At 41.9% G+C, this 25,171-nt stretch carries 25 protein-coding genes and 1 riboswitch; of the genes, 17 read left to right on the top strand and 8 right to left on the bottom strand.

The annotated features are described in order from the left end of the window. Nucleotides 1-35: 35 nt before the first annotated feature. The 3 genes from Q4600_RS16025 to Q4600_RS16035 all read left to right on the top strand — a co-directional run bounded on the left by Q4600_RS16025 (nucleotide 36) and on the right by Q4600_RS16035 (nucleotide 3,573). Nucleotides 36-875, top strand: coding sequence for a PfkB family carbohydrate kinase (locus tag Q4600_RS16025; RefSeq protein ID WP_303517111.1), 840 nt, complete (start codon nucleotides 36-38; stop codon nucleotides 873-875). Nucleotides 876-1,359: 484 nt separating this feature from the next. Then, the gene (locus Q4600_RS16030) at nucleotides 1,360-2,817 is read left to right on the top strand and encodes a sensor domain-containing diguanylate cyclase (protein WP_303517112.1); all 1,458 of its coding nucleotides are present in this window, start codon (nucleotides 1,360-1,362) and stop codon (nucleotides 2,815-2,817) included. A 51-nt stretch (nucleotides 2,818-2,868) separates the two neighbouring features. Further along, entirely contained in the window at nucleotides 2,869-3,573 is a 705-nt protein-coding gene (locus Q4600_RS16035) for an MOSC domain-containing protein (protein WP_303517113.1), read from the top strand. Between the two features lie 182 nt (nucleotides 3,574-3,755). Here the strand turns inward: Q4600_RS16035 and Q4600_RS16040 are convergent, their stop codons facing one another. Then, entirely contained in the window at nucleotides 3,756-5,678 is a 1,923-nt protein-coding gene (locus Q4600_RS16040; RefSeq protein WP_229370200.1) for a methyl-accepting chemotaxis protein, read from the bottom strand. A gap of 159 nt (nucleotides 5,679-5,837) precedes the next feature. Next, nucleotides 5,838-7,487 carry an electron transfer flavoprotein-ubiquinone oxidoreductase gene (locus Q4600_RS16045; RefSeq protein ID WP_102527598.1) on the bottom strand — a complete coding sequence of 550 codons (1,650 nt, stop codon included), beginning with the start codon at nucleotides 7,485-7,487 and terminating at the stop codon, nucleotides 5,838-5,840. 211 nt (nucleotides 7,488-7,698) lie between these two features. Further along, nucleotides 7,699-7,832, top strand: a riboswitch (molybdenum cofactor riboswitch). Here Q4600_RS16045 and moaA point away from each other — a divergent pair. The 11 genes from moaA to Q4600_RS16100 all read left to right on the top strand — a co-directional run bounded on the left by moaA (nucleotide 7,820) and on the right by Q4600_RS16100 (nucleotide 16,362). Continuing rightward, nucleotides 7,820-8,800 carry a GTP 3',8-cyclase MoaA gene (gene moaA, locus Q4600_RS16050; protein ID WP_102527599.1) on the top strand — a complete coding sequence of 327 codons (981 nt, stop codon included), beginning with the start codon at nucleotides 7,820-7,822 and terminating at the stop codon, nucleotides 8,798-8,800. Its footprint overlaps the riboswitch before it by 13 nt. A gap of 96 nt (nucleotides 8,801-8,896) precedes the next feature. Beyond that, the gene (moaC, locus tag Q4600_RS16055) at nucleotides 8,897-9,379 is read left to right on the top strand and encodes a cyclic pyranopterin monophosphate synthase MoaC (RefSeq protein ID WP_102527600.1); all 483 of its coding nucleotides are present in this window, start codon (nucleotides 8,897-8,899) and stop codon (nucleotides 9,377-9,379) included. Nucleotides 9,380-9,465: 86 nt separating this feature from the next. Then, nucleotides 9,466-9,714 carry a molybdopterin synthase sulfur carrier subunit gene (gene moaD / locus Q4600_RS16060; protein ID WP_102527601.1) on the top strand — a complete coding sequence of 83 codons (249 nt, stop codon included), beginning with the start codon at nucleotides 9,466-9,468 and terminating at the stop codon, nucleotides 9,712-9,714. 1 nt (nucleotide 9,715) lies between these two features. Beyond that, nucleotides 9,716-10,201, top strand: a complete 486-nt coding sequence (gene moaE / locus Q4600_RS16065) for a molybdopterin synthase catalytic subunit MoaE (RefSeq protein WP_102527602.1) — start codon at nucleotides 9,716-9,718, stop codon at nucleotides 10,199-10,201. A 16-nt stretch (nucleotides 10,202-10,217) separates the two neighbouring features. Continuing rightward, nucleotides 10,218-11,093: a molybdate ABC transporter substrate-binding protein gene (gene modA, locus Q4600_RS16070; RefSeq protein ID WP_102527603.1), complete on the top strand. Its 876-nt coding sequence runs from the start codon at nucleotides 10,218-10,220 to the stop codon at nucleotides 11,091-11,093. Between the two features lie 3 nt (nucleotides 11,094-11,096). Continuing rightward, a complete protein-coding gene (gene modB / locus Q4600_RS16075; protein WP_102527604.1) occupies nucleotides 11,097-11,777 on the top strand; it encodes a molybdate ABC transporter permease subunit in 681 nt (226 codons plus the stop codon). Then, the gene (locus Q4600_RS16080; protein ID WP_303517114.1) at nucleotides 11,758-12,876 is read left to right on the top strand and encodes an ABC transporter ATP-binding protein; all 1,119 of its coding nucleotides are present in this window, start codon (nucleotides 11,758-11,760) and stop codon (nucleotides 12,874-12,876) included. Before modB ends, Q4600_RS16080 begins: the two co-directional genes overlap by 20 nt. Before the next feature lie 83 nt (nucleotides 12,877-12,959). Further along, nucleotides 12,960-13,484, top strand: a complete 525-nt coding sequence (locus Q4600_RS16085) for a PepSY domain-containing protein (protein ID WP_102527606.1) — start codon at nucleotides 12,960-12,962, stop codon at nucleotides 13,482-13,484. 58 nt (nucleotides 13,485-13,542) lie between these two features. Next, nucleotides 13,543-14,220: a response regulator transcription factor gene (locus Q4600_RS16090; protein ID WP_102527607.1), complete on the top strand. Its 678-nt coding sequence runs from the start codon at nucleotides 13,543-13,545 to the stop codon at nucleotides 14,218-14,220. Between the two features lie 67 nt (nucleotides 14,221-14,287). After that, the gene (locus Q4600_RS16095) at nucleotides 14,288-15,526 is read left to right on the top strand and encodes a HAMP domain-containing sensor histidine kinase (RefSeq protein WP_229370279.1); all 1,239 of its coding nucleotides are present in this window, start codon (nucleotides 14,288-14,290) and stop codon (nucleotides 15,524-15,526) included. A gap of 158 nt (nucleotides 15,527-15,684) precedes the next feature. Continuing rightward, on the top strand, nucleotides 15,685-16,362 hold the full coding sequence (locus tag Q4600_RS16100; RefSeq protein WP_303517115.1) for a TIGR01621 family pseudouridine synthase: 678 nt from the start codon (nucleotides 15,685-15,687) through the stop codon (nucleotides 16,360-16,362). A gap of 21 nt (nucleotides 16,363-16,383) precedes the next feature. On the opposite strand, the gene Q4600_RS16105 is transcribed toward Q4600_RS16100, so the two are convergent. Beyond that, the gene (locus tag Q4600_RS16105; RefSeq protein ID WP_303517116.1) at nucleotides 16,384-17,574 is read right to left on the bottom strand and encodes a GGDEF domain-containing protein; all 1,191 of its coding nucleotides are present in this window, start codon (nucleotides 17,572-17,574) and stop codon (nucleotides 16,384-16,386) included. Nucleotides 17,575-17,718: 144 nt separating this feature from the next. Here Q4600_RS16105 and Q4600_RS16110 point away from each other — a divergent pair, with 144 nt between their 5' ends. Then, entirely contained in the window at nucleotides 17,719-17,886 is a 168-nt protein-coding gene (locus Q4600_RS16110; protein ID WP_102527610.1) for a YqaE/Pmp3 family membrane protein, read from the top strand. 163 nt (nucleotides 17,887-18,049) lie between these two features. Next, nucleotides 18,050-18,241 carry a DUF2986 domain-containing protein gene (locus tag Q4600_RS16115; RefSeq protein ID WP_303517117.1) on the top strand — a complete coding sequence of 64 codons (192 nt, stop codon included), beginning with the start codon at nucleotides 18,050-18,052 and terminating at the stop codon, nucleotides 18,239-18,241. A gap of 47 nt (nucleotides 18,242-18,288) precedes the next feature. Here the strand turns inward: Q4600_RS16115 and Q4600_RS16120 are convergent, their stop codons facing one another. The 3 genes from Q4600_RS16120 to moeA all read right to left on the bottom strand — a co-directional run bounded on the left by Q4600_RS16120 (nucleotide 18,289) and on the right by moeA (nucleotide 20,829). Beyond that, nucleotides 18,289-18,636: a DUF333 domain-containing protein gene (locus tag Q4600_RS16120; protein ID WP_303517118.1), complete on the bottom strand. Its 348-nt coding sequence runs from the start codon at nucleotides 18,634-18,636 to the stop codon at nucleotides 18,289-18,291. 137 nt (nucleotides 18,637-18,773) lie between these two features. After that, the gene (gene moeB, locus Q4600_RS16125) at nucleotides 18,774-19,562 is read right to left on the bottom strand and encodes a molybdopterin-synthase adenylyltransferase MoeB (RefSeq protein WP_303517119.1); all 789 of its coding nucleotides are present in this window, start codon (nucleotides 19,560-19,562) and stop codon (nucleotides 18,774-18,776) included. 16 nt (nucleotides 19,563-19,578) lie between these two features. Then, nucleotides 19,579-20,829 (bottom strand): molybdopterin molybdotransferase MoeA, encoded by a 1,251-nt coding sequence (gene moeA, locus Q4600_RS16130; RefSeq protein ID WP_303517120.1) that lies wholly within the window; start codon nucleotides 20,827-20,829, stop codon nucleotides 19,579-19,581. Nucleotides 20,830-20,963: 134 nt separating this feature from the next. On the opposite strand from moeA, the gene Q4600_RS16135 reads away from it, so the two are divergent. Then, complete coding sequence (locus Q4600_RS16135) at nucleotides 20,964-21,317, top strand: GIY-YIG nuclease family protein (RefSeq protein ID WP_303517121.1); 354 nt, start codon at nucleotides 20,964-20,966, stop codon at nucleotides 21,315-21,317. 86 nt (nucleotides 21,318-21,403) lie between these two features. On the opposite strand, the gene Q4600_RS16140 is transcribed toward Q4600_RS16135, so the two are convergent. Next, a complete protein-coding gene (locus tag Q4600_RS16140) occupies nucleotides 21,404-23,194 on the bottom strand; it encodes a M14 family metallopeptidase (protein WP_303517132.1) in 1,791 nt (596 codons plus the stop codon). Between the two features lie 265 nt (nucleotides 23,195-23,459). Beyond that, complete coding sequence (locus Q4600_RS16145; RefSeq protein ID WP_303517122.1) at nucleotides 23,460-25,001, bottom strand: phosphoenolpyruvate carboxykinase; 1,542 nt, start codon at nucleotides 24,999-25,001, stop codon at nucleotides 23,460-23,462. Nucleotides 25,002-25,171: the final 170 nt, after the last annotated feature.

Here is a 25,171-nt window from a genome sequence, read left to right on the forward strand (position 1 = left end):
GTGCATTGAACATTGAATAGTTAAAAGAGATTGCTATGGCCAATATTTTACTGCTTGCCAATATTAACTGTGACCGACTACTTCAGTTAGACAAACCATTACAAACCGGTGGACGTTTTCATTATGAAGATGGTGGTTTACGGCTGGGTGGTGGTGGCGCCAATACAGGGATCGGTCTTGTTTGGGCAGGTCATTCAGTTTCGCTAGTTAGCCAAGTAGGCAATGATAAAATTGGTAACTGGATTTTAGCTCAAGCCAGTACCCAAGGTTTAGATTGTCGCTTAGTAGAACGTTTTCAGGGCAACACCTGTGAAATGCTATTGGTGATGACGCCAGACGGTGAGCGAACCATTATTCGCCCAGAACGTCCAATATTTGCATTATCCTCTCCACCTAATTGGCAGCAATTTGATGCTCTCTATACTAATTCTTCTGCAAAAGGTATCAGTGGTTGGACCGAGTCAGCTTTAGACTCCTGCCTTGTCGTGTCGCAACTAGCCAAAGATGAACGAGTGCGCCCATGTCATATTCTCATTGCCTCTATTACCGATATGGAGGGGCGCTGCAATGAAGAAAAATGGCGTTTTGCGACTCAAATAGCCGGTGAGTCATTACGTTACTTTGTGGTAACCGATGGTGAAAATGGAGCCATCGCTTATAGTGAGGATGATCAAGTACATGTACCTGCTGTTCTATCTGAGGTGGTGGATACCACAGGCGCAGGCGATGCATACGCAGCAGGTTTAATTCACTTCCTGTGTAAGCAAAAAAGCATTACTGAAGCGATGGAAGAAGGGGCGAGATGGGCGGCTTTTGCTGTTGCGACGCCAAGCTCTGTTCCTGGTGACGACTTAAAACACTATTTAGCTAACTGAATAGGAAAATAAATAGTTAAGTAAGTGAAGTTGTCTTTTGGTGGATAGCTTCATTTTTCTGTCACATAACTGTCGCGATTATGTCATGTAGTAAATCTATAATTTCGCCGTAATTTGTTGAAAGCCAATTCTTTTCCGCTAAAGATTTAGTTTGATATAGCCCTTCCACTTCCTGGGAGTTAATTACAACCCTATTTAATTTTTGGTTTGAATTTACGACCCTGTATCCCCCCATTTACAGGGTCTTTTTTTGTCTCGGTAAAAATAAAGGATTTGCAATACCTGATAAATACAGAGTTTTTGGCTCAAAAATCCGATGCGCCTTCATTGCTTTTCAGTTAGTATTTACATTGGTTTAACATGTTCGCATATACCAGTTCTTATCAAGCTAATAATAGATTGCCACTTGCCTATGTAGTCACATACATCAGTAACCACTTGCATCCATTACTACTTTGAAGAGCTCAGTTTTAGTAGGGGCGTTATGGGAAATAAAGTTTGGAACGATAAAAAGCGTTTTATTTGGATGTTATCCATACTGCTTTTAGCTGCATTTATTGTCACAAGTGGAATTAGCTACCAAGTTGCACATGAATCATTAAGCGAGCAAATAGAAGATAATACATTGCCGCTGACCAGTGACAATATCTATTCTGAAATTCAACAAGACCTTCTACGACCTATCTTTATATCCTCGTTAATGGCGCAAGATACCTTTGTTCGGGACTGGACCATTAATGATGAGCAAGACCCTGAAAAACTGATCCGATACCTTAACGAAATCCAGCAAAAATATAATACGGTAACCAGTTTTTTCATCTCTGAATCGAGTCGGAATTACTATCATTCCAGTGGTGTGCTAAAAAAAATTGAAGATGTTTCAAGTGAAGATGCTTGGTATTTTCGAGTACGTTCATTACCTAAGTCAGAAGACTATGAAATTAACATTGATACCGATACCGCCGATAAAAATCGTACGGTCATTTATGTTAATTATAAGGTGTATGACTTTGAAGGTAATTTCATTGGTGTCACCGGTGTAGGTTTGGCCGTTGAAAGCGTGAAAAAGATGATTGAGCTATACCAGACACGTTATAACCGCAAAGTTTATTTCTCTGATAGACAAGGCAATATTACTTTGCGCAGCAAAGGGTTTGATGGTGCGACTACTTTACAATCGACAGCAGGGTTAGAGAAGTTAGCAACCCGTATTTTAACCAGCCCAAGTGCATCTTTTTCCTATAGGCGAGATAACAGAACGATTTATTTGAATAGCCGTTTGGTTGAAGAGTTTCAATGGTATTTGATGGTTGAGCAAGATGAAGTGTTGGCAGAAAAGAAATTGCTCACAACATTTTGGCTCAACATTGGTTTGAGTTTAGTGGTGACCTTTGGGATTTTATTGATTGCCAATATGACTTTGGGTAAATACCAAAGAAAATTGGAAATGATGGCGTCGACAGATAAATTAACCGGTGCAGCCAACAGGCAAGCGTTTGAAGAATACTTTACCCCAGCTTTATCTCGATCTTTGGTCGAGTCAACACCGATGGCTGTGCTCATTATCGATATCGATCATTTCAAACAAGTGAATGATAAATATGGGCATAATATCGGAGATCTGGTGATTCAGTCTGCAGCCAATGTACTCAAGTCAAACCTTAAAGAAGCGGATTTACTTTGTCGCTGGGGTGGAGAGGAGTTTTTGGTATTATTACCTAATATGAATATCAGTCATGCGCATGAATTAGCTGATCGCATGCGTGAAACTGTCGCTGCTAGAAGTATCAAAGTGAATGGCAATGATATTAATATCACCATTAGCAGCGGCGTTGCTGAGTATCGTAAAACTGAGACACCTGAAGAACTCATTAACCGCGCAGATATCGCCTTGTATCAAGCAAAGGAGCAAGGTCGAAATCAGGTGGTGTTGTCTTATTAATTCACAGTTAATAAATTCTATATTTGTTCATATCATGACGAGAGCGTATTAATGGCAGGCTATGTGTTAGCAAAAAAGATCTCAGGATTATTCCGTGGAGATAAAATTGATACCTTAGAAAGTATTGATAGTGGTATGAATAATAAACTCCCGGTGCAAAGTCTTAGTGTGACGCAACATGGTGTGGAAGGTGATAAGCAAGCCGATCCGATTCATCATGGCGGTGAAGAACGTGTATTACACCATTTTCCGCGTGAGCATTATGGTCAGTATCGTCGTTGGGATTTAATCACTAACTTTAAAGATGTCCCAGCCATGGGGGAAAACATCAGTACTGTAGGTTTAGATGAGTCACAAGTGAATATTGGTGACATTATTCAAATAGGTGAAGCACTTCTACAAGTGACACAACCGCGCTCGCCATGCTTTAAGCTTAATCTACAGTTTAGTCATCCTAAATTTGCATTAGCAATGCAAGAAAGTCGCATGTGTGGTTGGTTTTATAAAGTGCTGCAAGCGGGAGAAATTAACGCAAATGACAGCATAGTGTTGATTGAACGAAAAACCGACATCAGTATTGCCCAGGCGATGAAGATTTACTTCTTACCTGAAGTCGACCCTGAACAATATCAGCAATTGATGCAATGTGAAGGCTTAGCACAAAACTGGGTGGCGAGTATGCAAAGACGTATTGATACTCACCAAATCGAAAACTGGCAATATCGATTATATGGCCCTGCTGGTGAACCGGCTTAAAGGTTTAATAAGCTACATAATATAATCAAGCTAACAAGTGGCGAGGGGTTTGCTTATCGTTAACTTATGGCGATTAATTATTTCATTTCAATCAGTTATTATTAAATCGTCTTTGTCAAAAATGATATAATTAAAAAAACGCACAATAAATTGTGCGTTTTTTATTGGAAAATTTCCTATATTTATTCAATTTTAAATCGAGCTACTAACACATCCAGTCGACCCGCTAGGGCGTTGAGAGACTCACTTGCTTGTGCCGCCGCTTGAGCCGTATCAGCTGTACGTTGAGTAATATCATTAATTTCTGTGACATTACGATTAATATCTTCTACGACCGTTGATTGCTCTTCTGTCGCCGCAGCAACTTGAATGTTCATATCACTGATTGAAGCAATTTGCTGGCTAATGCCGCTGAGTGATTGGCTTGCTTCATCTACTGCATTCACCCCTTCTTGGGAGCGGTTACGTGACGTTTCCATGGCAACAACGGCACGACTTGCTTCAGATTGCAGTTTATCAATCATGGTTTGTACTTCGTTGGTGGAATCAGCAGTACGAGAAGCAAGGTTTCTTACCTCATCAGCTACAACCGCAAACCCTCTGCCTGCTTCACCCGCTCTTGCCGCTTCAATCGCAGCATTCAATGCCAGTAAGTTAGTTTGTTCTGAGATTGCACGGATCACATCTAAAATACCACCAATGGATTTAGTGTGGGTTGCAAGAGACTCAATCACTTCACCGACTTGCTCTACATCATTTGATAATTGATTAATGGTTGTTCTTGCACTCATAACGACCTGCTGGCCATCAGAAGATTCAGTATCAGCTTCTTTTGCTGTCACTGCGGCTTGTGCAGCATTACTGGCGATTTCATTTACCGTTGCGCCCATTTCATTAATGGCGGTCACAACCATAATGGTTCTGTCTTTTTGCTGTTGGCTATCATCAAGAGTTTGGTTCGCTTGAGCTGAGACATCTTTTGCTGACAAGCTTAATTGTTCACTGGTTCTTGCTACCTCTATGACCGATTCTTGTATTTTGGCAATAAAACTATTAAAGCCTTTGGCAAGCTGAGCTAATTCATCATTTCCCTCAACAGGAAGGCGTTGGCGTAAATCGCCTTCCCCCTCGCCAATATCTTTGAATAGTTCAGCTACTTTCGCAATGGGACGACTTACCGAGGATGCGACAGCGCTGGCAACCACAATAAAAAATACTGCGACAATGATCGTCCCCAGTATTATTTGATATACCGCTTTATCTAACAGGGCAAAAATTTCTGACTCTGGTACTTCGGCAATCAAATACCAGTTCATGGCCGGAATATAGCTACTGGCAATAATAGTGCTCTGGCCATTTACGTCAATGCGCATAAGGTTAAAGTCATTCTGCGCCAGTAAAGATTGAGTATTATTTCCTGAATAGAAGCCACTCAAACTCGCTTTACCTATCTGGTTAGGATCAGGATGGAGTTTTACACTGCCATTAGCATCAACCAAGTAAACGAAACCACTGTCTTCGATTTTGAAGGAACCGAGCTGTCGTACCATATCATCCAGTGACTTTGCTAACCCAACCAAGCCTCGGCCATTTGGTTGTTGATAATTAATAAAGAGTTTTACTTCACCATTCGTTTCAGTAAATACATTGAGCATTCGCTCTTGCCCGCTATTAACATAATCAAAAAACCAACTATCTTGCTGTGGGTTTAAAACGCGTAAAAAGCCATCTTGTGTGTAATAGGCTGCTGTTTCTTTGTCAGCAAAGGATGCTTGTGCAAGTTGATACTGATCTTGTAAATCGCCTAATTGTGCAACAACATTGGCTTCAGTATCGCTTGGGCGTCCCTGTTCAACCCATTCGAGTAACATGCGACTGTTTGCAAGTTGCTCAGCAGCATTTAGTAAGTTGTTGATATCAAGTTCTAATTTATGGCGAATTTGCATTAATAAGCTAGGTAGCTCGGAGTCTAGCATTCGCTGTTCAATTACATTTTTAGCACTACGTTGACTGAATACTCCGACAAGCATGGTTGAAAAGACGACACCAAATATCATCGAAAATAAGATTTTTTGTTTAATGGAGAGGTGTTTTAACTGATTCATTCGGGACAACCTGTATAGTTCAATATGTCTAATATCGGCATCGGCTAGAATAAATGAATAGTTTATATGGGATTTTGAAGCTGATTTGTCTGTGTGATGTATTAAGGCAATAAAAAACGCACTTTAGTCAGTGCGTTTTATGATGAGTTAATTGGTTAACTACATATTCGGGTAGTTAGGTCCGCCACCACCTTCAGGTGTTACCCAAGTAATATTTTGGCTTGGATCTTTAATGTCACAAGTTTTGCAATGAATACAGTTTTGCGCATTAATCACAAACTTATTCTCAGCGCCTTCAGCGACCACTTCATAAACTCCCGCAGGGCAATAACGCTGCGCGGGTTCATTGTATTTAATTAAGTTAACAGCAATGGGGATAGACGCGTCCTTGAGTTGCAGGTGACACTTCTGATCTTCTTCATGGAAGGTATTCGATAGATAAACCGATGATAATTTATCAAAACTTAACTTACCATCAGGCTTAGGGTACTCAATCGGGGTGAAGTCTTTAGCCAGTCCCATATCAGCATGATCAGGGGTTTCATCGCGAAGCGTTATCGGGAACTTCCCGCCAAACCAATTTTGGTCAATAAAGTTAAAAGCGCCGCCTAAGTAGGTACCGAACTTATGTAATGCAGGGCCAAAGTTGCGCGATTGAAATAGCTCTTCATGTAACCAGCTTTGCTCAATACGAGTTTGGAAACAGTCTAAATCTTTACCAGCTTCAACACCTGCTATGAGTGCTTCGCCTAAGGTTTGAGCTGCCACAATACCGCTCTTCATAGCTGTATGTGTGCCTTTGATTTTGGCGAAGTTCAATGTCCCGGCATCACAACCAATAAGCAATCCACCAGGGAAGCTCATTTTAGGTAATGAATTCAATCCACCTTTAGCGATAGCGCGAGCGCCGTAGGTTAAGCGCTCACCACCAGTTAATGTTTGCGCAATAACCGGATGTTGCTTATAACGTTGAAATTCATCGAACGGGCTGACATGTGGGTTTTTATAATTCAAATCAATAATCAAGCCGACAGCGACTTGGTTATCTTCCATGTGATAAAGGAAGCCACCACCAGAAGTCCCTTGATTTAGCGGCCAGCCACCGGTGTGAACCACTTTACCTTCTTGATGTTGTTCTGCTGGAATTTTCCAAATTTCTTTAAAGCCAAGGCCGTAATGCTGTGGTGTTTTACCATTATCGAGATGATACTTAGCGATCAGTTCCTTGCCCAGATGGCCGCGACAACCCTCAGAAAATACAGTGTATTTGGCATGTAACTCCATACCTGGCATATAGCTGTCTTTTTCTTCGCCATTAGCGCCAACACCCATGTCACCAATTAATATACCTTTCACACTGTTATCTTGATTAAACAGCACTTCACTTGCAGCAAAACCTGGGAAGATTTCAACACCTAAACCTTCAGCTTTTTCTGCTAACCAGCGTGTTAGGTTACCGACACTAATAATGTAGTTACCATCGTTATGCATGGTTTTAGGCACTAAACTGTTCGACATTAATTGAGATTTTGAGTCTGAACTTAGCAGGTAAATCTCATCGTGAGTCACTTTAGTATTCAGTGGGATATCGGAATCACGCCAATCGGAGAACAATTCATCCAATACTTTAGGCTCAAAAACCGCACCAGATAATATGTGCGCTCCAACCTCAGAGCCTTTTTCAACAACACAGACAGTCATTTCTTTGTCTGCGTCTTGTGATATTTGCATTAATCGACATGCAGTAGCGAGTCCGGCAGGTCCTGCACCGACAATTACTACATCGAATTCCATAGATTCGCGTTCCATCATCTCACCTTTGATCTTCATTCCCCGGTTTATGGCGGGTTTGTTGTTATTTTTTTGTTTTACTCACCTTACCTCAAAAATGAGCTAGGTCACAGTAGCAAGTGCGATTTTGAGCTCGTGAGCTAGCTCGCAATTCTTTACAGATTTTGTACAAACCGGGACAAAATGTCATAAAAAGGTACTGATTAGAGCGAATTTAGGCCTATAATCAAGGTTGACGGTTCTCCGAGCTTTATATCCTACGTCCACAGATACGGGTATTTAGCCGTGGTAATAATGCCACCGGGGTGAGTAAAGAAATGCGCTTACCTCCCACACTTGGAAAGGTTAACATGTCCCAACTACAAGACAGTTTTGGTCGAAGATTTCACTATCTGCGGATGTCAGTCACTGACGTTTGTAATTTCAAATGTACCTATTGCCTACCTGACGGTTACAGACCTGATGGCAAGCCAAAGTTCCTCGCGCTAAATGAAATTGAAAATTTAGTGGCGGCTTTTGGTGAGGTAGGTACTCAAAAAATCCGCATTACCGGTGGTGAGCCGACCCTTAGAAAAGATTTCACCGATATCATTCGCGTCGTTGCTGATAATGACAACATTAATACCGTTGCCACAACAACCAATGGTTATCGCCTCGAAAAGCACGCTAAAGAATGGTACGACGCGGGTTTGCGCCGAATAAATGTTTCGGTTGATAGCTTAGATCCGAAAATGTTCTACCAAATCACAGGCGAAAACAAGTTTGATCAAGTGATGCGCGGTATTGATGCTGCACTTGAGGCGGGCTTTGAGCGGATTAAAATAAATGCGGTACTGCTTAAAGGCTTAAATGACAAAGATTTGCCACGTTTCTTACACTGGATTAAAAACACACCGATAGATTTGCGCTTTATCGAGTTGATGGAAACGGGTTTAGGCCATGATTACTTTAACGCCCATCATTTAGCGGGTCTTGATATCAAGCTAAAGCTTGAATCAGAAGGTTGGTTATATGATCTGCCGAGTGTTGATGATGGCCCTGCGCAAAACTTTAGTCACCCAGATTACCAAGGCCGTATTGGCTTGATTATGCCTTACGCTAAAAACTTTTGTGCCAGCTGTAACCGTTTGCGTGTATCAGCTAAAGGCAAACTGCATTTATGTCTGTTTACTGAAAATGGTCTCGATTTACGTGACTTATTACAACATGAATCTCAGCGAGCGGAATTAATTGAACGTCTGCACAGTCAATTAGCACAGAAAGAAGAAACTCATTACTTACATCAAGGGATCACAGGTGTGACCAAACATTTAGCCTCTATTGGTGGTTAATATAGAGCGATGTTAGGTGGCTAAGGTGTTGCAGCGTCGCTGTTAAACAGTATTCCTTTTCCATACTGAAATTAAGATCTAATAAGGCAAGTTAGCATGAGCAATTGTTTTACCCATATTAATGCCGATGGCAACGCTCACATGGTCGATGTGACTGAAAAAAATATCACCGAACGTGAAGCACGCGCTGAAGCATTCATCGAAATGGCGCCAAGTACGCTTGAGATGATCATGAGCGGCAGTCATCACAAAGGTGATGTGTTCGCTACGGCGCGTATTGCAGGCATTCAAGCTGCGAAAAAAACCTCTGATTTAATTCCTTTATGTCACCCATTAATGTTGACTAAAGTTGAAGTGGATCTAGAAGCTCAGCCTGAGTTTAACCGTGTTCGAATTACCAGCTTGTGTAAACTTTCTGGCAAAACTGGCGTGGAAATGGAAGCATTAACTGCCGCTTCAACAGCAGCACTTACCATTTATGACATGTGTAAAGCGGTTCAAAAAGACATGATTATCTCCCAAGTACGTTTACTCGAAAAACGTGGCGGCAAGTCAGGTCATTTTCAAGCTGAAGATTAATCAGTTTGGTGCGATTGTTGGTAGCAAGAATCGCTGACAATCAGTAAAACGTTATTTGTTAGACCCAATCAATACGAGACATCGACATGATCCAAGTTCTATTTTTTGCACAAGTTAGAGAGTTACTCGGTACGGCTAAAGTTGAAGTTGCCGCTGAAGGTATTACTAATACTGAGCAGCTACGTGAAGCATTAGCCGCTAAAGATGATAAGTGGGCAAAAGTATTGTCATCAGACAAATTACTGGTAGCGGTTAATCAAACGATGAGTGCATGGGATGCGGCTGTTGTTGATGGTGATGAAGTTGCCTTTTTCCCACCAGTAACAGGTGGTTAATATGACCGTTAGTTCTGAAAAAAATCCTAGGCAAGTTGTGCGCGTGCAAACCGCTGACTTCAATGTTGCTGATGAATACAATGCGATTGCAAATGATAACAGTGATGGCGCAGTAGTAACATTTGCAGGGAAAGTACGTGATTTCAATGATGGCAGCGCTGTTACTGATCTTACTTTAGAACATTACCCAGGAATGACAGAAGCTGTATTAGTGCAATTAGCTGAACAAGCTTATGAACGCTGGCCATTAAATTATGTCACGATTATTCATCGTGTTGGCCGCATGGAACTGGGCGAACAAATCGTATTTATCGGCGTTACTAGCATGCATCGCAAAGCGGCATTTGCAGCGTGTGAATTCCTTATCGATTTCTTAAAAACCAAAGCACCTTTTTGGAAACTTGAAGCTGGCGAAGAAGGCAATAACTGGGTCGAAGCACGTGATTCAGATGAACAGGCTGCGTCAATGTGGAACGAAACCAAATAGCAAAGGATGCTTACCAATGACATTTAGCCGTCGAGTTGTATTAAAGGTTCAAAGTCTTTTACTTGCGAGTTTGTTAGGACTTTCTTCTTTGTTTTCGCTTTCTGCATTGGCGGCTAAACCGCCAGCCATTGCAGCTGCGGCTAATGTTAAGTTTGCCTTAGATGAAATTGTGGCAAACTTTACTGCTGAAACGGGCTTAGCGTTACGCGTTTCATATGGGTCTTCTGGCAATTTTGTCGCTCAGATCCAGCATGGTGCACCGTTTGAAATGCTATTAAGCGCCGATGAGTTTTATGTACAGCAGCTACATAAGGCAGGTAAAACTGATTCAGATGGTGATATCTACGCCATTGGTAAGTTAGCCCTAGTGGCGCCAAATAATTCCAAATTAGCATTAGACCCCCAATTAACAGGTCTGAGTCAGGCAGTCTCCCAAGGCGAGATAAAGCGTTTTGTTATTGCTAATCCCGCTCATGCTCCATATGGTGAGCGCGCTCAAGCGTTACTTGAGAGCAAAGATTTATGGTCTGCGCTGCAACCTAAGATCATTATGGGCGAGAATGTTTCCCAAGCCGCTCAGTTTGCTTTAAGTGGTTCAGCACAAGGTGGCATCGTGGCATTGTCGCTAGCATCAGCACCGCAGTTTACCAAAATGGGCCGCTACATAGAGATCCCCCAGTCATTATATCAACCCATTAATCAACGTATGGTGCTGACTCCGCGAGCGGGGGATACCACTAAACAGTTTTATCAGTACATGCAGTCAACAGCTGCTCAGCAAGTTCTAGAGAATTATGGTTTTGGCTTTCCAGCCAACGTCAGCGATAAACATCATTTACACCAGCCTAAACTTCGTGCACCAAGACCAAGACAGCAAGTAGCGGAGCAGTAATTTATGGATTGGCAGTCGTTGTGGTTATCTGCAAAATTAAGTTCTGTAACCGTATTAATTCTGATCCCAATGGCCATTTTTGTCGGTCGCTTTCTGGCGTACAAACAATTTCGTGGTAAATCGTGGGTAGAAGCACTGATTATGGTGCCATTGGTGTTGCCACCGACGGTGATTGGTTATTACTTGCTTGTCGGTTTAGGTAGTCAAAGTCTTATTGGACAATGGGTCGAGCAATTTACTGGCGCCCAGTTAGTGTTTAATTTTTCAGGCTTAGTGATTGCCTCTATTCTGGTTAATATCCCTTTTGCTGTGCAGCCGATTCAGCGCGCCTTTGAAACCATACCCCATGATATTCCTGATGCAGCAGCGTGTTGTGGCATGAGCTGGTGGCGTATTTTCATTAAAATTGAACTACCTATGATATGGCCTGGAATATTGACCGCTGTGGTGTTGTGTTTTTCACATGTTTTAGGTGAGTTTGGCGTGGTGTTAATGCTGGGTGGTAATATTGCTGGCGAAACTAAAACCATCTCGATTGCTATTTATGACAGTGTGCAAGCGTTTGACTTTGAAGCGGCGGGTACGATGTCGTTAGTACTCTTGGTATTTGCTGTGAGTGTATTGGCAATAACGACAAGTTTATCAAGACGCTTAGGGGGGCAGCATGCCAACCCGCAACGTTGATTTAGAGACTCATTTACACTGCCAAATTGAGCAAGTATCACCCATCCCATTAATTGCTAACTTTAGCTGTAAAGCGGGCGAAGTCCTGGCGGTTGTTGGACCTTCTGGTGGCGGTAAAACCACTTTGTTACGCATGATTGCAGGCTTAAGTGTACCTGAGAAAGGCCGGATTCAGTGTGGCGAGCAGCAATGGTTTGATGACGAGATGCGGATTAAGTTATCCCCTCAACAACGTCACATTGGTTATGTCCCACAACACTTTGGTTTATTTCCGCATCTTACCGCGCTAGAAAATGTGATTTCTGGCTTGGACCACATTCCTAAAAGTGAACGTAAAGCAAGGGCTCTAGACTGGCTTGAGCGAGTTAACTTGCATGGGCTACCTGCTAGGTTACCTGCACAGTTATCTGGTGGTCAGCGTCAACGTGTGGCTTTAGCAAGGGCATTAGCACGAGAGCCTTCGGTATTATTGCTCGATGAACCGTTTTCTGCGGTGGATAGAGAAACCCGTGAACGTTTATACATTGAGTTAGCCAGATTAAAATCACAGTTATCAATTCCTGTGATCATGGTGACCCATGATATGAACGAAGCCTTGTTATTGGCCGATAAAATGATCCTAATCAGCCAAGGTAACATGCTGCAGCAGGGCGAACCTTTTGAGGTATTGTCTCATCCTCGTAATGAAACCGTGGCTAGGCAGATGGGCCTTAGAAACATTTTCAATGCCGAGGTCAGTGGCCGAGATGCAGAGGCAAACATCACATGGCTTAAAATGGGCGAGCAAATCATTGCCAGTGACAGTGCTCCTGAATTGGCAATTGGTCAGCAAGTGCGTTGGGTGATCCCAAACCAAGGCATTCGATTTAATGCGATTTCCAGTGGCCGTTTGTGTCGTAGTATCAATAAACTCGATATTGTTATCGAGTCAATGCTAGTCATGGGTGAGTCTGTGCGTGTGAAAGCGCGAATGGCAGATGTGGATGAGGTGTTCAATATGGATATACCTTCGCATTTGGCTGAAAAACTCTCATTAAGAACCGGATTGGCAACAACGATTGCACTGAAATCTGAGCAAGTCCATATTCTAGAATCATGATCAATTATTAATCTTACAATGCTTGGGTCTTTTGCTGGGCTTAGGTAAAGTAACACTACTCCAATTCTCATTATGAGGCTTTCATGTTCCGTATCGTTCTGTCGTTGTTAGTCGTATTTCCATCAATGGTAATGGCTACCCCGACTATGCATACCTTGCTCTCAGAGGGTGAATACGTCCAACCACTTGTCGTGGTTGAACAAATTGAAACTGAATATAGCGGTGTCGTTTCATCGTTCGATATGGATGTTGAAAATGGTCAACTCATTTATGAAATAGATTTACTCAATCTAGATGACAGTGAAATTACCGAATTCTCATTTGATGCAAGTGACGGCAGCTTAATCACCAAAAAATTATCCGCTTTTGAAGCCGATGATTTAGACCAAGTTAAAGCCGCACGAGTACTCATCAAGCAAAAAATGACTTTTACTGAGCTCGTCACAATGGCGCAAAAAGGTCAAACGGGATATTTAATCGAAGCTGAGTTAGACCATGACTTAGCCATCAGCTATCTAGAATTAAAATTACTCAATGTTTCAAGCAAACATACGATTGCTTTTGATATTGAAGAATTACGTCCGCTGCCATTACTGCAGTGGGACTAATATGACTTGGCAATTAGCACCTTTACAGTCAAACGCTGTAGAACTAAGGAATAGCACTATGCGAGTATTAATCGTTGAAGACGATGCAACCACACTACAATACGTTGCTGAAGGTTTTACCGCACAGCAATATCAAGTTGATACTGCGACCAATGGCCATGATGGCTTACACCAAGCAAAGCATAATCAATATGACATTATCATTTTAGATCGTATGTTACCTCAGTTAGACGGTCTAACCTTGCTGACTGCACTGCGCAATAATGGTAACCAAACACCTGTGTTAATCCTTTCTGCGCTGAGTCATGTCGACGAGCGAGTGAAAGGATTACGTGCTGGTGGCGATGATTACATGACCAAGCCATTTGCCTTTGCTGAGTTGCAAGTGCGCGCAGAAAAGCTGATTCAACGTAATGCGCCAGCTGCGGCAAATACCGACCTTGAAGTCGGCAATTTAAAAATGGAATTACTGACCCGCAAAGTAACATTAGATGAGCATGAATTAATGCTACAGCCTAAAGAGTTTCAATTGCTGAAATATCTAATGGAGCATCCAAATCAAGTCATTAGCCGTACATTATTGTTTGAAGCAGTCTGGGATTATCACTTTGACCCGCGCACCAATGTGATTGATGTGCATATTGCAAAACTGCGTCGTAAATTTGAAGAGCTAGGCCACCCAGAGATCATTGAAACTGTTCGAGGGGCTGGATATCGCCTTTGCAAAGGGAATTAAACCCTACCAAAGCAGTGCTTGGCGGATAACGCTAATTTTCTCGACCTTGGTTACCTTGTTGATTGTGATGTTGGTATTTGGTTTATACCGTCAACTCGTTATTGAGCAAGAAAATCAGGTTGAGCAACATCTTGCCACTGAAATGCAGCGTTATCAGCAATTGGCATTAACGGTTGATCGCCGCAGTTTTGCTGCGCAAATTCGCGCAGCAGACCCGAAAACAGCCTTGATTGCTTGGCGAAACAGCGTTGACATGGTTGGGGCACTGAGTTTTGTGCCTGACAACATGCCTTTATTGCCAAAAACCCGTGAATTTCCTATTTTAACCGGTGGCCCAGATAAGCTTCATATTCTCACCGGTGGCATTGTGATGACCCATTATGGGCCGGTGCTTATAGCGACTCGTACTGATAATTTAGCTGCATTAATTGATAAATTCATTAATGCTGCATTTTGGGCGGTGGCATTCACGTTAGGGATTACCTTAGCGGTTGGTTTTGTGTTCTCTAAAGCGATTTTAAGACGCTTGGTACAATACAATTTACTGTGTAAAAAGATTGAGCAAGGTGAGTACAACACCCGTTTGCCAGTGAGTCATAATCAAGACGAATTTGATATGCTTGCTGGTCAGTTTAATCGGGTACTTGATACCTTAGAACATAACTTAATGTCTGTTCGTGGGGTGACAGATAATATTGCCCATGACTTAAGAACGCCTTTGTCTCACTTACGCATTGGTATTGAGCAATTACCCAGTAAACCGACAGAGCATGTGCCAGAATTGACCGCCATGTTGCTAGAAGAACTGGACCATTGTTTAGCGACTTTTGATGCCATGTTATCTCTCACTCGAATAGAAGAAGGTCAGCAAACCTTAGATATGCAGCCTGTGAGTCTACAACTTTTATGTGAAGACTTATTTGAAATGGCTGAAGTGGTTGCTGAGTCGAAACAACAAACTTTGACTTTGTCAGCAGACAAAGATGTGACAATCTCTGGCGATAAATACCTATTGTTCCAAGCCTTATTTAACTTAGTTGATAATGCGATTAAATATGCCCCTGAAGATGCCACCATTGAGATAGTGCAAAAAGGCAGAAAGATCCAAATTATTGATAATGGCCCAGGTATTAGTGATGAAGATAAAGAAAGGGTATTTGATCGTTTAGTGCGATTAGACCCTAGCCGACATCACAAAGGCACGGGGTTGGGCTTATCAATGGTGAAAGCGATTTTATCCCGTCATCATGCTAAAATTGAGCTTAAGGATAATCATCCAGGGCTGATTGTCGACATTCGATTCTAGTCCTGTTTAGGTATATTCCTAGCTCATGTTAATCATTGGTATAAAGTCGATATATCAGGCTTGTACCAGTGATGTTTAGCACGCTTATAATTAGTACTCTTATTTCAGAACTTTTAGTTCAGAGCTTGTATTTCAGTACTCTCATTAGAATCGAGACTATGTATCAAATTTTAGAACAACACCCAGACTTTATTGTTATCAATAAGTCTCCTAAGGTTCATTTTCATAGCCAAGATGGCACTGCAGGTGTTGTTGCGCAAGTTGAAGCAGATTTAGGTATTAAGCTGTTTGCGGTACACCGTTTAGATACCCCGACTTCTGGGTTACTTATATTAGCTAAAACCCCACAGGCAGCGGCAGAGTTTACTGAATTGTTCAGTGAGCATAAAATTCAAAAGTTTTATCTGGCTATTGCCAAAGGAAAGCCTAAAAAGAAGCAAGGTGGGATTATAGGCGACATGGCCAAATCTCGACGCAGCATGTATAAACTGCTGCGCACTAAGACCAATCCTGCAATAACCCAGTTTTTCTCTCAATCTATTGGTGATGGCTTAAGATTATATTTACTCAAACCATTAAGTGGGAAAACTCACCAATTACGTGTCGCGTTAAGCAGTATCGGTGTACCTATCTTGGGGGATGAACTATATGGAGGCGAAGTGGCAGACCGTTGTTACTTGCATGCCATGGCATTGGACTTTGAGTATCAAGATAAACGATATCAGTTTATACAACTTCCTGAGATAGGGGATGTGTTTCAAGCACCATCAGTCACCGACATTTTACAACAAGATTGGCAAGCGCCAGAAATGCTTGCTTGGCCCAAGCATACTTAAGCGTAGGTCATTCTCTTTTATTTAGAACTTGTCGTTTAGGGTTGGATTGGCACTTTTAATGCAGTTACGGCCACTGGCTTTAGCTTCATACATGGCTTTATCTGCTAATTGAAGTAACGCTTCAGCAGGTAAGCTCTCATTAATCGTCGAGAAACCAATACTGGCTTCAATGGCAATGGGTGTTCCTTGCCACTCAAAGTTCACTTTCGCTAAGGCCAGTTGTAGTTTATTCGCCACACAAAGAGCTTTTTGCTCCGACGTCAGCGGTAAGATGAGCACAAACTCTTCACCACCATAACGGCATAAATAGTCTATTTCTCGAGTGATACTATTCAGTTGCTTAGCAGCAACTTTAAGCACCTCATCGCCTGCAGTGTGGCCATGGACATCGTTGATTTGTTTAAAATGGTCTAAATCAATCAAAATCACACTGTAGCTGACCTTGTCGCGTAGCCATCGAGCATGTTCTAGGGCTAACTTGCTTTGTAGTGCATTTCGATTCCAAAGCCCAGTTAATGTATCTTTATTCGCTAGGGTCATTATTTTCACCACAAGACGATTAATGGTGTTTCCTATGATGAGGATATTAACTAATAAAATTAATACGATATAGACCCATAAAATAGGCACTGATTCCTCAGTGTTAAACGCCGCGTAGGTAGCGACCTTTTCGGGATAAAGTATCAAAATACATGCCCTGGATAAGAACATAATGCCAATGATTAAAATCGGAATAACTAACCAGTAAGTGGCGAAAGCAGTAAAATTCTTCTTAAAGGCGACATAATGATCTTTTGCTAGCATAAAGAAACAAATAGCGGCAGCTAAAGATAAAATAATCATTAAATATGCCGAGCTACTGTTTTGTGGTTTGGCGAGTAACATGCTGCCGATGGAAACAAGAACTAATGTAATATCAAATTGGTGGCTAGATTTTAAATGATAAAGTCGCTGCGCGCCCCAGCGTAAAAAGCAAAAACCTACTAATATAATATTGTCAGCTACTAGCCAATGCAGGTAACTTGGTTCATGGGTACGTTGAGTATAAAGCAACATGCCTAGTAACACGCAGAAGTTGGCTAACGCAAAACGCCAGCTAGCACTGGGTGCGACTCGCATAGGAATAACCATGACAGTCCATGCGATTGTTCCTGCGAAACACAAGATACAAATCACTTGAATTAGAATGAGGCTGCTACTAGTTTCTATCATTGAACCTGCACTAAATGATTAAAAATTGAGGATAAGTTGATTGTGTTGAATATCATAATAATATTTGATCTGTTTCACAAATTGTTGCAATTATGAACATTTTGGTTGATTAATTTTTACAATTTTAAAGGGAAAGAAATAATTATGGATACAAATAAACTGCTGCTAATTGTCATTGCAATTTTACTACCGCCGGTGGCTGTGTTTTTGAAAAAAGGCATGGGAAAAGATTTACTGATTAATATTATTCTCTGTTTACTGTTCTTTGTTCCTGGCTTGATCCATGCCATTTGGGTGGTGATACAAGATTAACCTGCTGGGTATATTGAACGATGAGAATGCCAATTCTGATAATATTTGGAATTGGTATTTTTGTATTTAGGGTTGTAGAATCGCACTCCGATTTATATCGCTTGTATCGAATATGTGCTTTATAGCAAAGCTGTTGTTTCAGAGAGTTTAAGGTGAAATTAGTATGAATAGACGTAAAAAGATTAACCAAACGCTCAAAGGGAAAGCGAAAAAAGCCAATGCGAAAAAAGCAGGTAGTAATAAACCTAAGTATGTTTCTAAAGCTGAGCGAGAATTAGTACAACAGACTGAGCAACAAGAGGCGAGTCAATTGGCTGTATCGAGCGACGACAATCAAGAAGTTACAGCAGAGTAAGTCGGTTAATTGATATCACTTAACATCGGCAAGGTGGTATCAAGCTATTAGCTTTGTTGATGATCACGCCTAAATAACTCCCACTGCTCAATCACTTCACCATCAGGCAGAGTGCAAAGCGACACATCGCCATTAATGTGCTTAATGGTTTCTAAGGTGCCATCTTTATCTACGCAATAATCAGCTGCAGGGTTACTCATGTGTAGCGGCTTGATTTCATCGCCTGAACAGGCGCTTAAACCACAGAGTATTACGACGTATGATAACAGCTTACAATTACTGAGCTTACGAGTGGGTGTTCGAGCAAATAACGCAGTAAACGGGTACCACAGATAAATGCGGGCTAACTTGTTAGTGCAGTATGCAATATTGGCTATAGTTAATTGTTCGAACATAGTAGATCCCTATGACAGATTTCTATGAATGAGCGTTATAAAAGAGCTGATAATTAAGCCGTTTTCTTTTATCAACTATAGCCAAGATTGTGACTTTTAGTAAAACTTTGATTGTTAATGCTTGCTGATTAAGAACCTTATACAGGTGCCGAGCACACAGAGCAGTTAGCTTGCTTCGGTAGTTTCATTTCACGAAACTCCATCGTCATCGCATCTATCATTAAAATACGACCATTTAAGCCTTGGCCCATTTGGCTGATGGCCTTAATGGCTTCAGTCGCCTGAATACAACCTACTAAACCAACAACTGGCGCCAAGATACCGGACTCGACACAGGTTAATTGTTGTTCGCCAAACAAGCTGCTGTAGCAATGGTAGCAAGGTGAAGATGACTGATAATCGAATACAGTTACCGTGCCTTCCATACGTATTGCAGCAGCTGAGATAAAGCTGATTTTATGCTTATAACAGCTTTGGTTAAGTTGTTCTCTGACTTGAACATTATCAGTGCAGTCTAGTACTAACATATGCTCAGATACCAAGTGTTCAATACGCGCTTCATCAAGAAATTCGTTGATAGTATTGATGGTAATTAATGGGTTTAATTGCGCCAATGTCTGCTTGGCAGAGTCCACTTTGGCTTGACCAATATTTTCATCGTAGTGCAATACTTGGCGCTGTAAATTAGATAATTCAACCGTATCAAAATCAACAAGGGTCATTTCACCCACACCGGCCACAGCTAAATATTGGGTTACAGTACAACCTAGGCCACCTGCGCCAATCACTAATACTTTTGCTTGCTTGAGTTTTTCTTGGCCTTCAATATCCATAGCTTTAATGGATATTTGGCGGCTATAACGCAGCATTTCATTGTCTGACAAAATGTCCAAATCATCAGCTGCGTTTAGGGATAAATCACTCATTAAACTTCCTTAGCAATTAACACAATACGCTGTTGAATGGTTCAACATTAACTTGAGCGCCAGAGGCAATATCGCCTTGTTCTTGCTCTAAGTTAATAAAGCAGTTAGCTAAACTCATCGAGGTAAGCATGCCTGAGCCTTGACCGCCAGTGGTTGATACGACGAGTTCACCGTTGTCATCACGGCTCAAAATACCGCGTTGATATTCTGCTCGGCCTGGTTGTTTGCGAATGGCACTCGTTAGGGTCGCTTTAACGATTAATGGCTCTTTCACCGTTAAGCCTTGCATCTTATTGACGATTGGCCAAACAAGTTTGTAGAAGGTGACCATTGATGAAACAGGGTTACCTGGTAAGCCGCAAAAAACGGCCTTGCCTAATTTACCGAACGCAAATGGCTTACCGGGTTTAATCGCTAAGCGCCAGAAGGTAATTTCACCTTCCTCAGAGAGAATTTGCTTAGTGTAATCAGCATCACCAACAGAAACGCCGCCAGAGGTCAGCACCATATCCGCTTTTTTCGCTGCCTCTCTAAACGCACCGCGAATCGCTTCTTTGTCATCTTCGATAACGCCTAAATCAATCCATTCAACATTAGCTTGGGTGAGTAGGCCTTTAATCGAGTAGCGATTAGAATCGTAAATCTGCCCAGGAGCAAGCTCGCTTCCTACTGGTCGCAGTTCATCTCCTGTTGAAAAGAAAGCGACTTTAAGACGGGCTTTTACTCTTATTTGGCTGATGCCGATTGTAGCTAATACGCCCATTTCTGCCGCGCGAATTTGAGTGCCACTTTTGAGTACATTGGTGCCAGCGGTAAGTTCTTCACCACAGTAGCGAATGCTATTGCCTTTGGCATTTGGGTGTTCAATGGTGATCTTGTCACCGTCAGCAGAGGTTTTCTCCTGCATCTGTACCGTGTCATAACCTGCAGGAACTGGCGCACCAGTCATAATCCGAATACAGCTGTTGGCTGGGATCTTGCCTTTGTAAGGGTGTCCTGCAAATGAGGTTCCGACCAAGGTTAACGTGGTTGCTGTTTCACCTGTCAGTTCATCGAACTTAAAGGCGTAACCGTCCATTGATGAGTTATCGAAAGGAGGGAGGTCGATACAAGATGCCAAATCTTCAGATAAAATACGGCCAACAGCCTCATTTAAGCTAACCATTTCGCTTTGTTCAATAACACTCACTTGATCAAGTAAAGCATTAATGGCGTCAGTTGGGTGCATTAAACCAGGCTGTGCACAGGAATCAGATTTTGTTGACATCGTAGCTCCTCGCATGACATTTGCCATGTTGTGGTTTATCTAAGGCTGGCTTAGATAATAAGATTCATTTTTGATACCGCATTATGCCATGATAGCGGCAGATAACTATGATCAGACCGAAGGTTTTTATATCTATGACCAGTAAAAGTGGCGCAATAATTAATAATGCCATTATTTCCGGAAAGGTTTCCGCAGAGGTTCCTGTCATCAAGCCTGTATCGAAAAAGAACGACTGGTTTCTTTATATGGTGAAATGCTATAACGGCCATTTATATACAGGCATTACCACAGATGTTAAAAGACGTTTTGCTGAACATCAGGCTGGTGGCACAAAAGGAGCCAAATACCTTAAAGGCAAAGGGCCATTAACTCTGGTCTATCAAGAAAGTGTCGCAGACAGAAGCTTAGCGACAAAACGTGAGTTAGCGGTTAAAAAGCTCACTCGGGCTAAAAAACTCGCCTTGATCGCAGATTATCAAACGGATTAATTAACCTGTGAAGCTAAAGCCAATAAAAAGCCACCTTAAAGATTATCTTCAGGTGGCTTTTTAGTCATTTGGTCTTGTTTAGTTAATTATCGTGAACGTAGCACAGGGTATTTCATATATTGATTATCGTAATAAGGGCTTCTTTCATAAAACCAGCGCAGTCTTGCTTTTGAATCATTAGCAAAGCTTTCATCTTCTAATGCTGTTTTAAACTCTGCCGCTAAGGCTTCATCTTCTGCTAACATTTTTGCTGCGAGTGGCTCTACAGCATAATCTTCGATGTACTCAGTCCGAGTGAAGATGCTATTGAAAAAGCCCCATTGGAAAAACGAATCGGCAGATTGTGGTTCAAGTAATAAAATTGCTAAATCACCTAATGGTTGATTGGTTGCAATTTGAATCGTGCCAATAGGTAATGTTGTTTCAATATTCACTTTGTTGCTGGTGGCTTTGACGCGTTGTCTGCCTTCATAATCTTTTTGATTAAATGTCGGCTCTGCAAATTGATACTGGCTTAGTTTGAGCGTTTTAGCTTCAGTCAGTGGCGTCATTCTGACGCCATGAATCGATAGGCGCTCAATCACTTGGTGCCACTGGGCAGGTACATAATAGTATTTAGGGCGTTGAGTCATAACATTCGCTTCGGTATTACCCATGACTGGTAAGTTAGGGTAAAGCTTAGGTTGCCCATTCCAGCGCACTACCTCAGTGCCACTAATTTCACTGGTTTCAAGCGAATAACCTATACCTTTGAAATCCCAACCTGGCTGCTCAACTGTATTCCAGGTTAATGGGATCTGTTGTCGGCGTTGGTACTTATCTTCATAAATTGCCGCTTTTAATTTTGTGCCATGCTTTGCCACCGTTTTAAGGGTTTGCTCTAACATGACGTATGTGCCTAATACTCTTTGTTTAAAAGGTTTTAAGCTGTGGTTTTCAATTAAAATGGTGGGTAAGTGGCGCGCATCGCCATAACCATTTGAAAATCGAGGACTTGGATTCCAATAAGATAAGCCTTTTGACAAGTCAGTATTGTCTAACGCGAACACTAAAGGCCCAGGGACATGGCCATTATCTGTCAGTGCAGATTCAACTTCTGGGCGGTAATATTTTTCTAACCATTCATAGCTTGCAGGGCTGTAGCCTTGTTTTACGTTATAGCCAAAGGTGACATCGTACTGATAATCAATACCGTCAGTGACATGAACATCAATATATAAGTCAGGTTGCCACACATTGATGGCACGGATCATATGCTGTAATTCTAGCGTATCTAGTTTGGCGTAATCACGGTTTAAATTTAGGTTTCTAGCATTGGTGCGCCAACCCATATCGACAGGGCCACGCTGGTTTACACGGTTGTACTCATCACTTCGCTCATGGGCGTCGACGCTCAAAATTGGAACAAATAACAGGTTCACTCTATCAAGCAAAGCTTGCTTATCGCCTTGAGTCATATCTCGTAACAGCATCATCCCCGCATCTTTTCCGTCAATTTCACCAGAGTGAATACCAGCTTGGACTAAAATGGTGGGCTTATTGCTTTCTGAGAGTGCCTCCGGTGTTGCTGCTCCTGATTCTGATGCCACGACCATCCAAATATCACGACCTTGAGGGCTTTTACCAATCGAGACTTGTGATAACAAATCACTACTATCAACAAGTTTATTTAGCCATTGATGGGTGGCTTCGTAATCAGGACTATGTGCTAAACCATTTTGCTCAAATGGCGTTGACCAAGGTGATGAGGCATCTAAAATGAGCGCTTCACTTTGGCCTTGCCACGATTGAATAGGTGGTAAAATCTCATCATTGATAAATGGGTGGGAAGCTAAACTGTGTAATTCTGTTAAGGCTTGCTCTGAGGTTTCGGCCATACTAGAAAAAGAAAATAGCGAATTGATCATTAAACTGGCAAGTATGGCGCGGCGCATAGATATCCCTATGTGTGAGCAAATAGAATGTCGTTTTATATTAAATCAAATAGGAAGAGAGACAAGGGCTTAGCGAGAGGTAATTGATAATATTACTGTTTAAAATGTAACAATTTTGAACAAAGGGATAAAATAAAAAAGCCTCAATGTCACTTGAGGCTTTGTGTTGGCGCAATCATATATTGACGCGTATTACAGCATCAGTGTGCTAGCTATTAGGCCCAGCGGCTTTGATTGCATCCGATACCTGATATTTAGCAAAGTTCGCTGTGAACTCTTCGGCTAATTGCTGGGCGTATTTTGCGTACTCATTTTTGTCAGCCCAAGTATTTACTGGGTTGAGCAATTGAGTATCAACGCCTGAAACCGTTACAGGTACAGCGAGGTTCAGTTTATCAATATGCTGAGTTTCAACATCTTTTAGCTCGCCACTGACAATTGCATCAACAATTGCACGAGTGGTTGGAATATCAAAACGTTTACCAACGCCGTGAGGGCCGCCAGTCCAACCAGTATTTACTAGGTAAACACGACTACCAAATGACTCAATACGCTTCATTAATAGTTCTGCGTACACACCAGCAGGGCGTGGGAAGAAAGGCGCACCAAAGCAGGTTGAGAACGTTGATTGAATTGCTGAAGTTGAGCCCATTTCAGTAGAGCCCACTTTTGCAGTGTAACCCGACAAGAAGTGATAAGCCGCTTGCTCTTTAGTTAACACTGACACTGGTGGTAATACACCAGAGACATCACAAGTTAAAAACACCACTGAGTTGGGTTCAGCACCACGGTTTTCTTCTTTACGCTGAGCAATATGCTCTAACGGGTAAGCTGCGCGGCTATTCTCTGTTAATGTTGTATTCGTATAATCAGGCACTCGTTGTTCATCTAACATGACATTTTCAAGTACCGTACCAAAGCGAATCGCATCCCAAATCACCGGTTCGTTCTTCTGGCTTAAGTCGATACATTTTGCATAACAGCCGCCTTCGATATTGAATACACCGCCGGGAGCCCAACCATGCTCATCATCGCCAATAAGAAAACGTTTTGGATCAGCAGATAAGGTAGTTTTACCTGTACCTGATAAACCAAAGAATAATGTGGTATCACCATCATGACCGACATTGGCAGAGCAATGCATAGGAAGCACGCCCTTAGCTGGCAATAAGAAGTTTTGTACCGAGAACATCGACTTTTTCATTTCGCCGGCATACTTAAGTCCAGCTAGAAGGACTTTTTTGTCGGCAAAATTGATCATCACAACCGCATCAGAATGAGTGCCATCGCGGGCAGGGTCACAAACAAATTCAGGCGCATTCATTATTTGCCAAACGTCTTTATCGCCTCGGTTAAACTGCTCTGGAGTGATAAATAAGTTACGCGCAAAAACTTGATGCCATGCATATTCTGTGGTGACTCGAACGGGAAGGTAGTGCGCATCGTCAGCACCTACTTCTAGCTCAGATACGAATATGTCTTTCTCAGATAGATAAGCTTCAACGCGGCCCCAAAGTGCATCAAAAGTATCTGCAGCAATACCTTTGTTGACTGAGCCCCAATCAATTTCATCTTGAGTATTGGCTTCTTGAACAATAAAACGATCATTAGGGGAACGACCAGTACGTTCGCCTGTTTTTGCTACTAATGCGCCATTGGCGGTTAACTGCCCTTCATTACGTTGTAAAGCAAGTTCAATTAACTCAGCGCTAGTAAGGTTGAAGTGTACGCTATTTGTTCCATCTGTCATCGGGTGCTTCTCCGTTGTAAATAGGTCGTTTATCGGTCTATATTGCCGATTTATAGTTGGGATGACTTACGTTCTCGCTTGCTTATGCTAAAACTAATTTAGCAAAGCCATTGTAACGTAATAAACAAAACAGGTAACCAACAGTTTGGTAACTTTTTTGTAATTTGAGC

The organism is Shewanella sp. 2_MG-2023, from assembly GCF_030548905.1.
Lineage (GTDB): Bacteria > Pseudomonadota > Gammaproteobacteria > Enterobacterales > Shewanellaceae > Shewanella > Shewanella electrodiphila.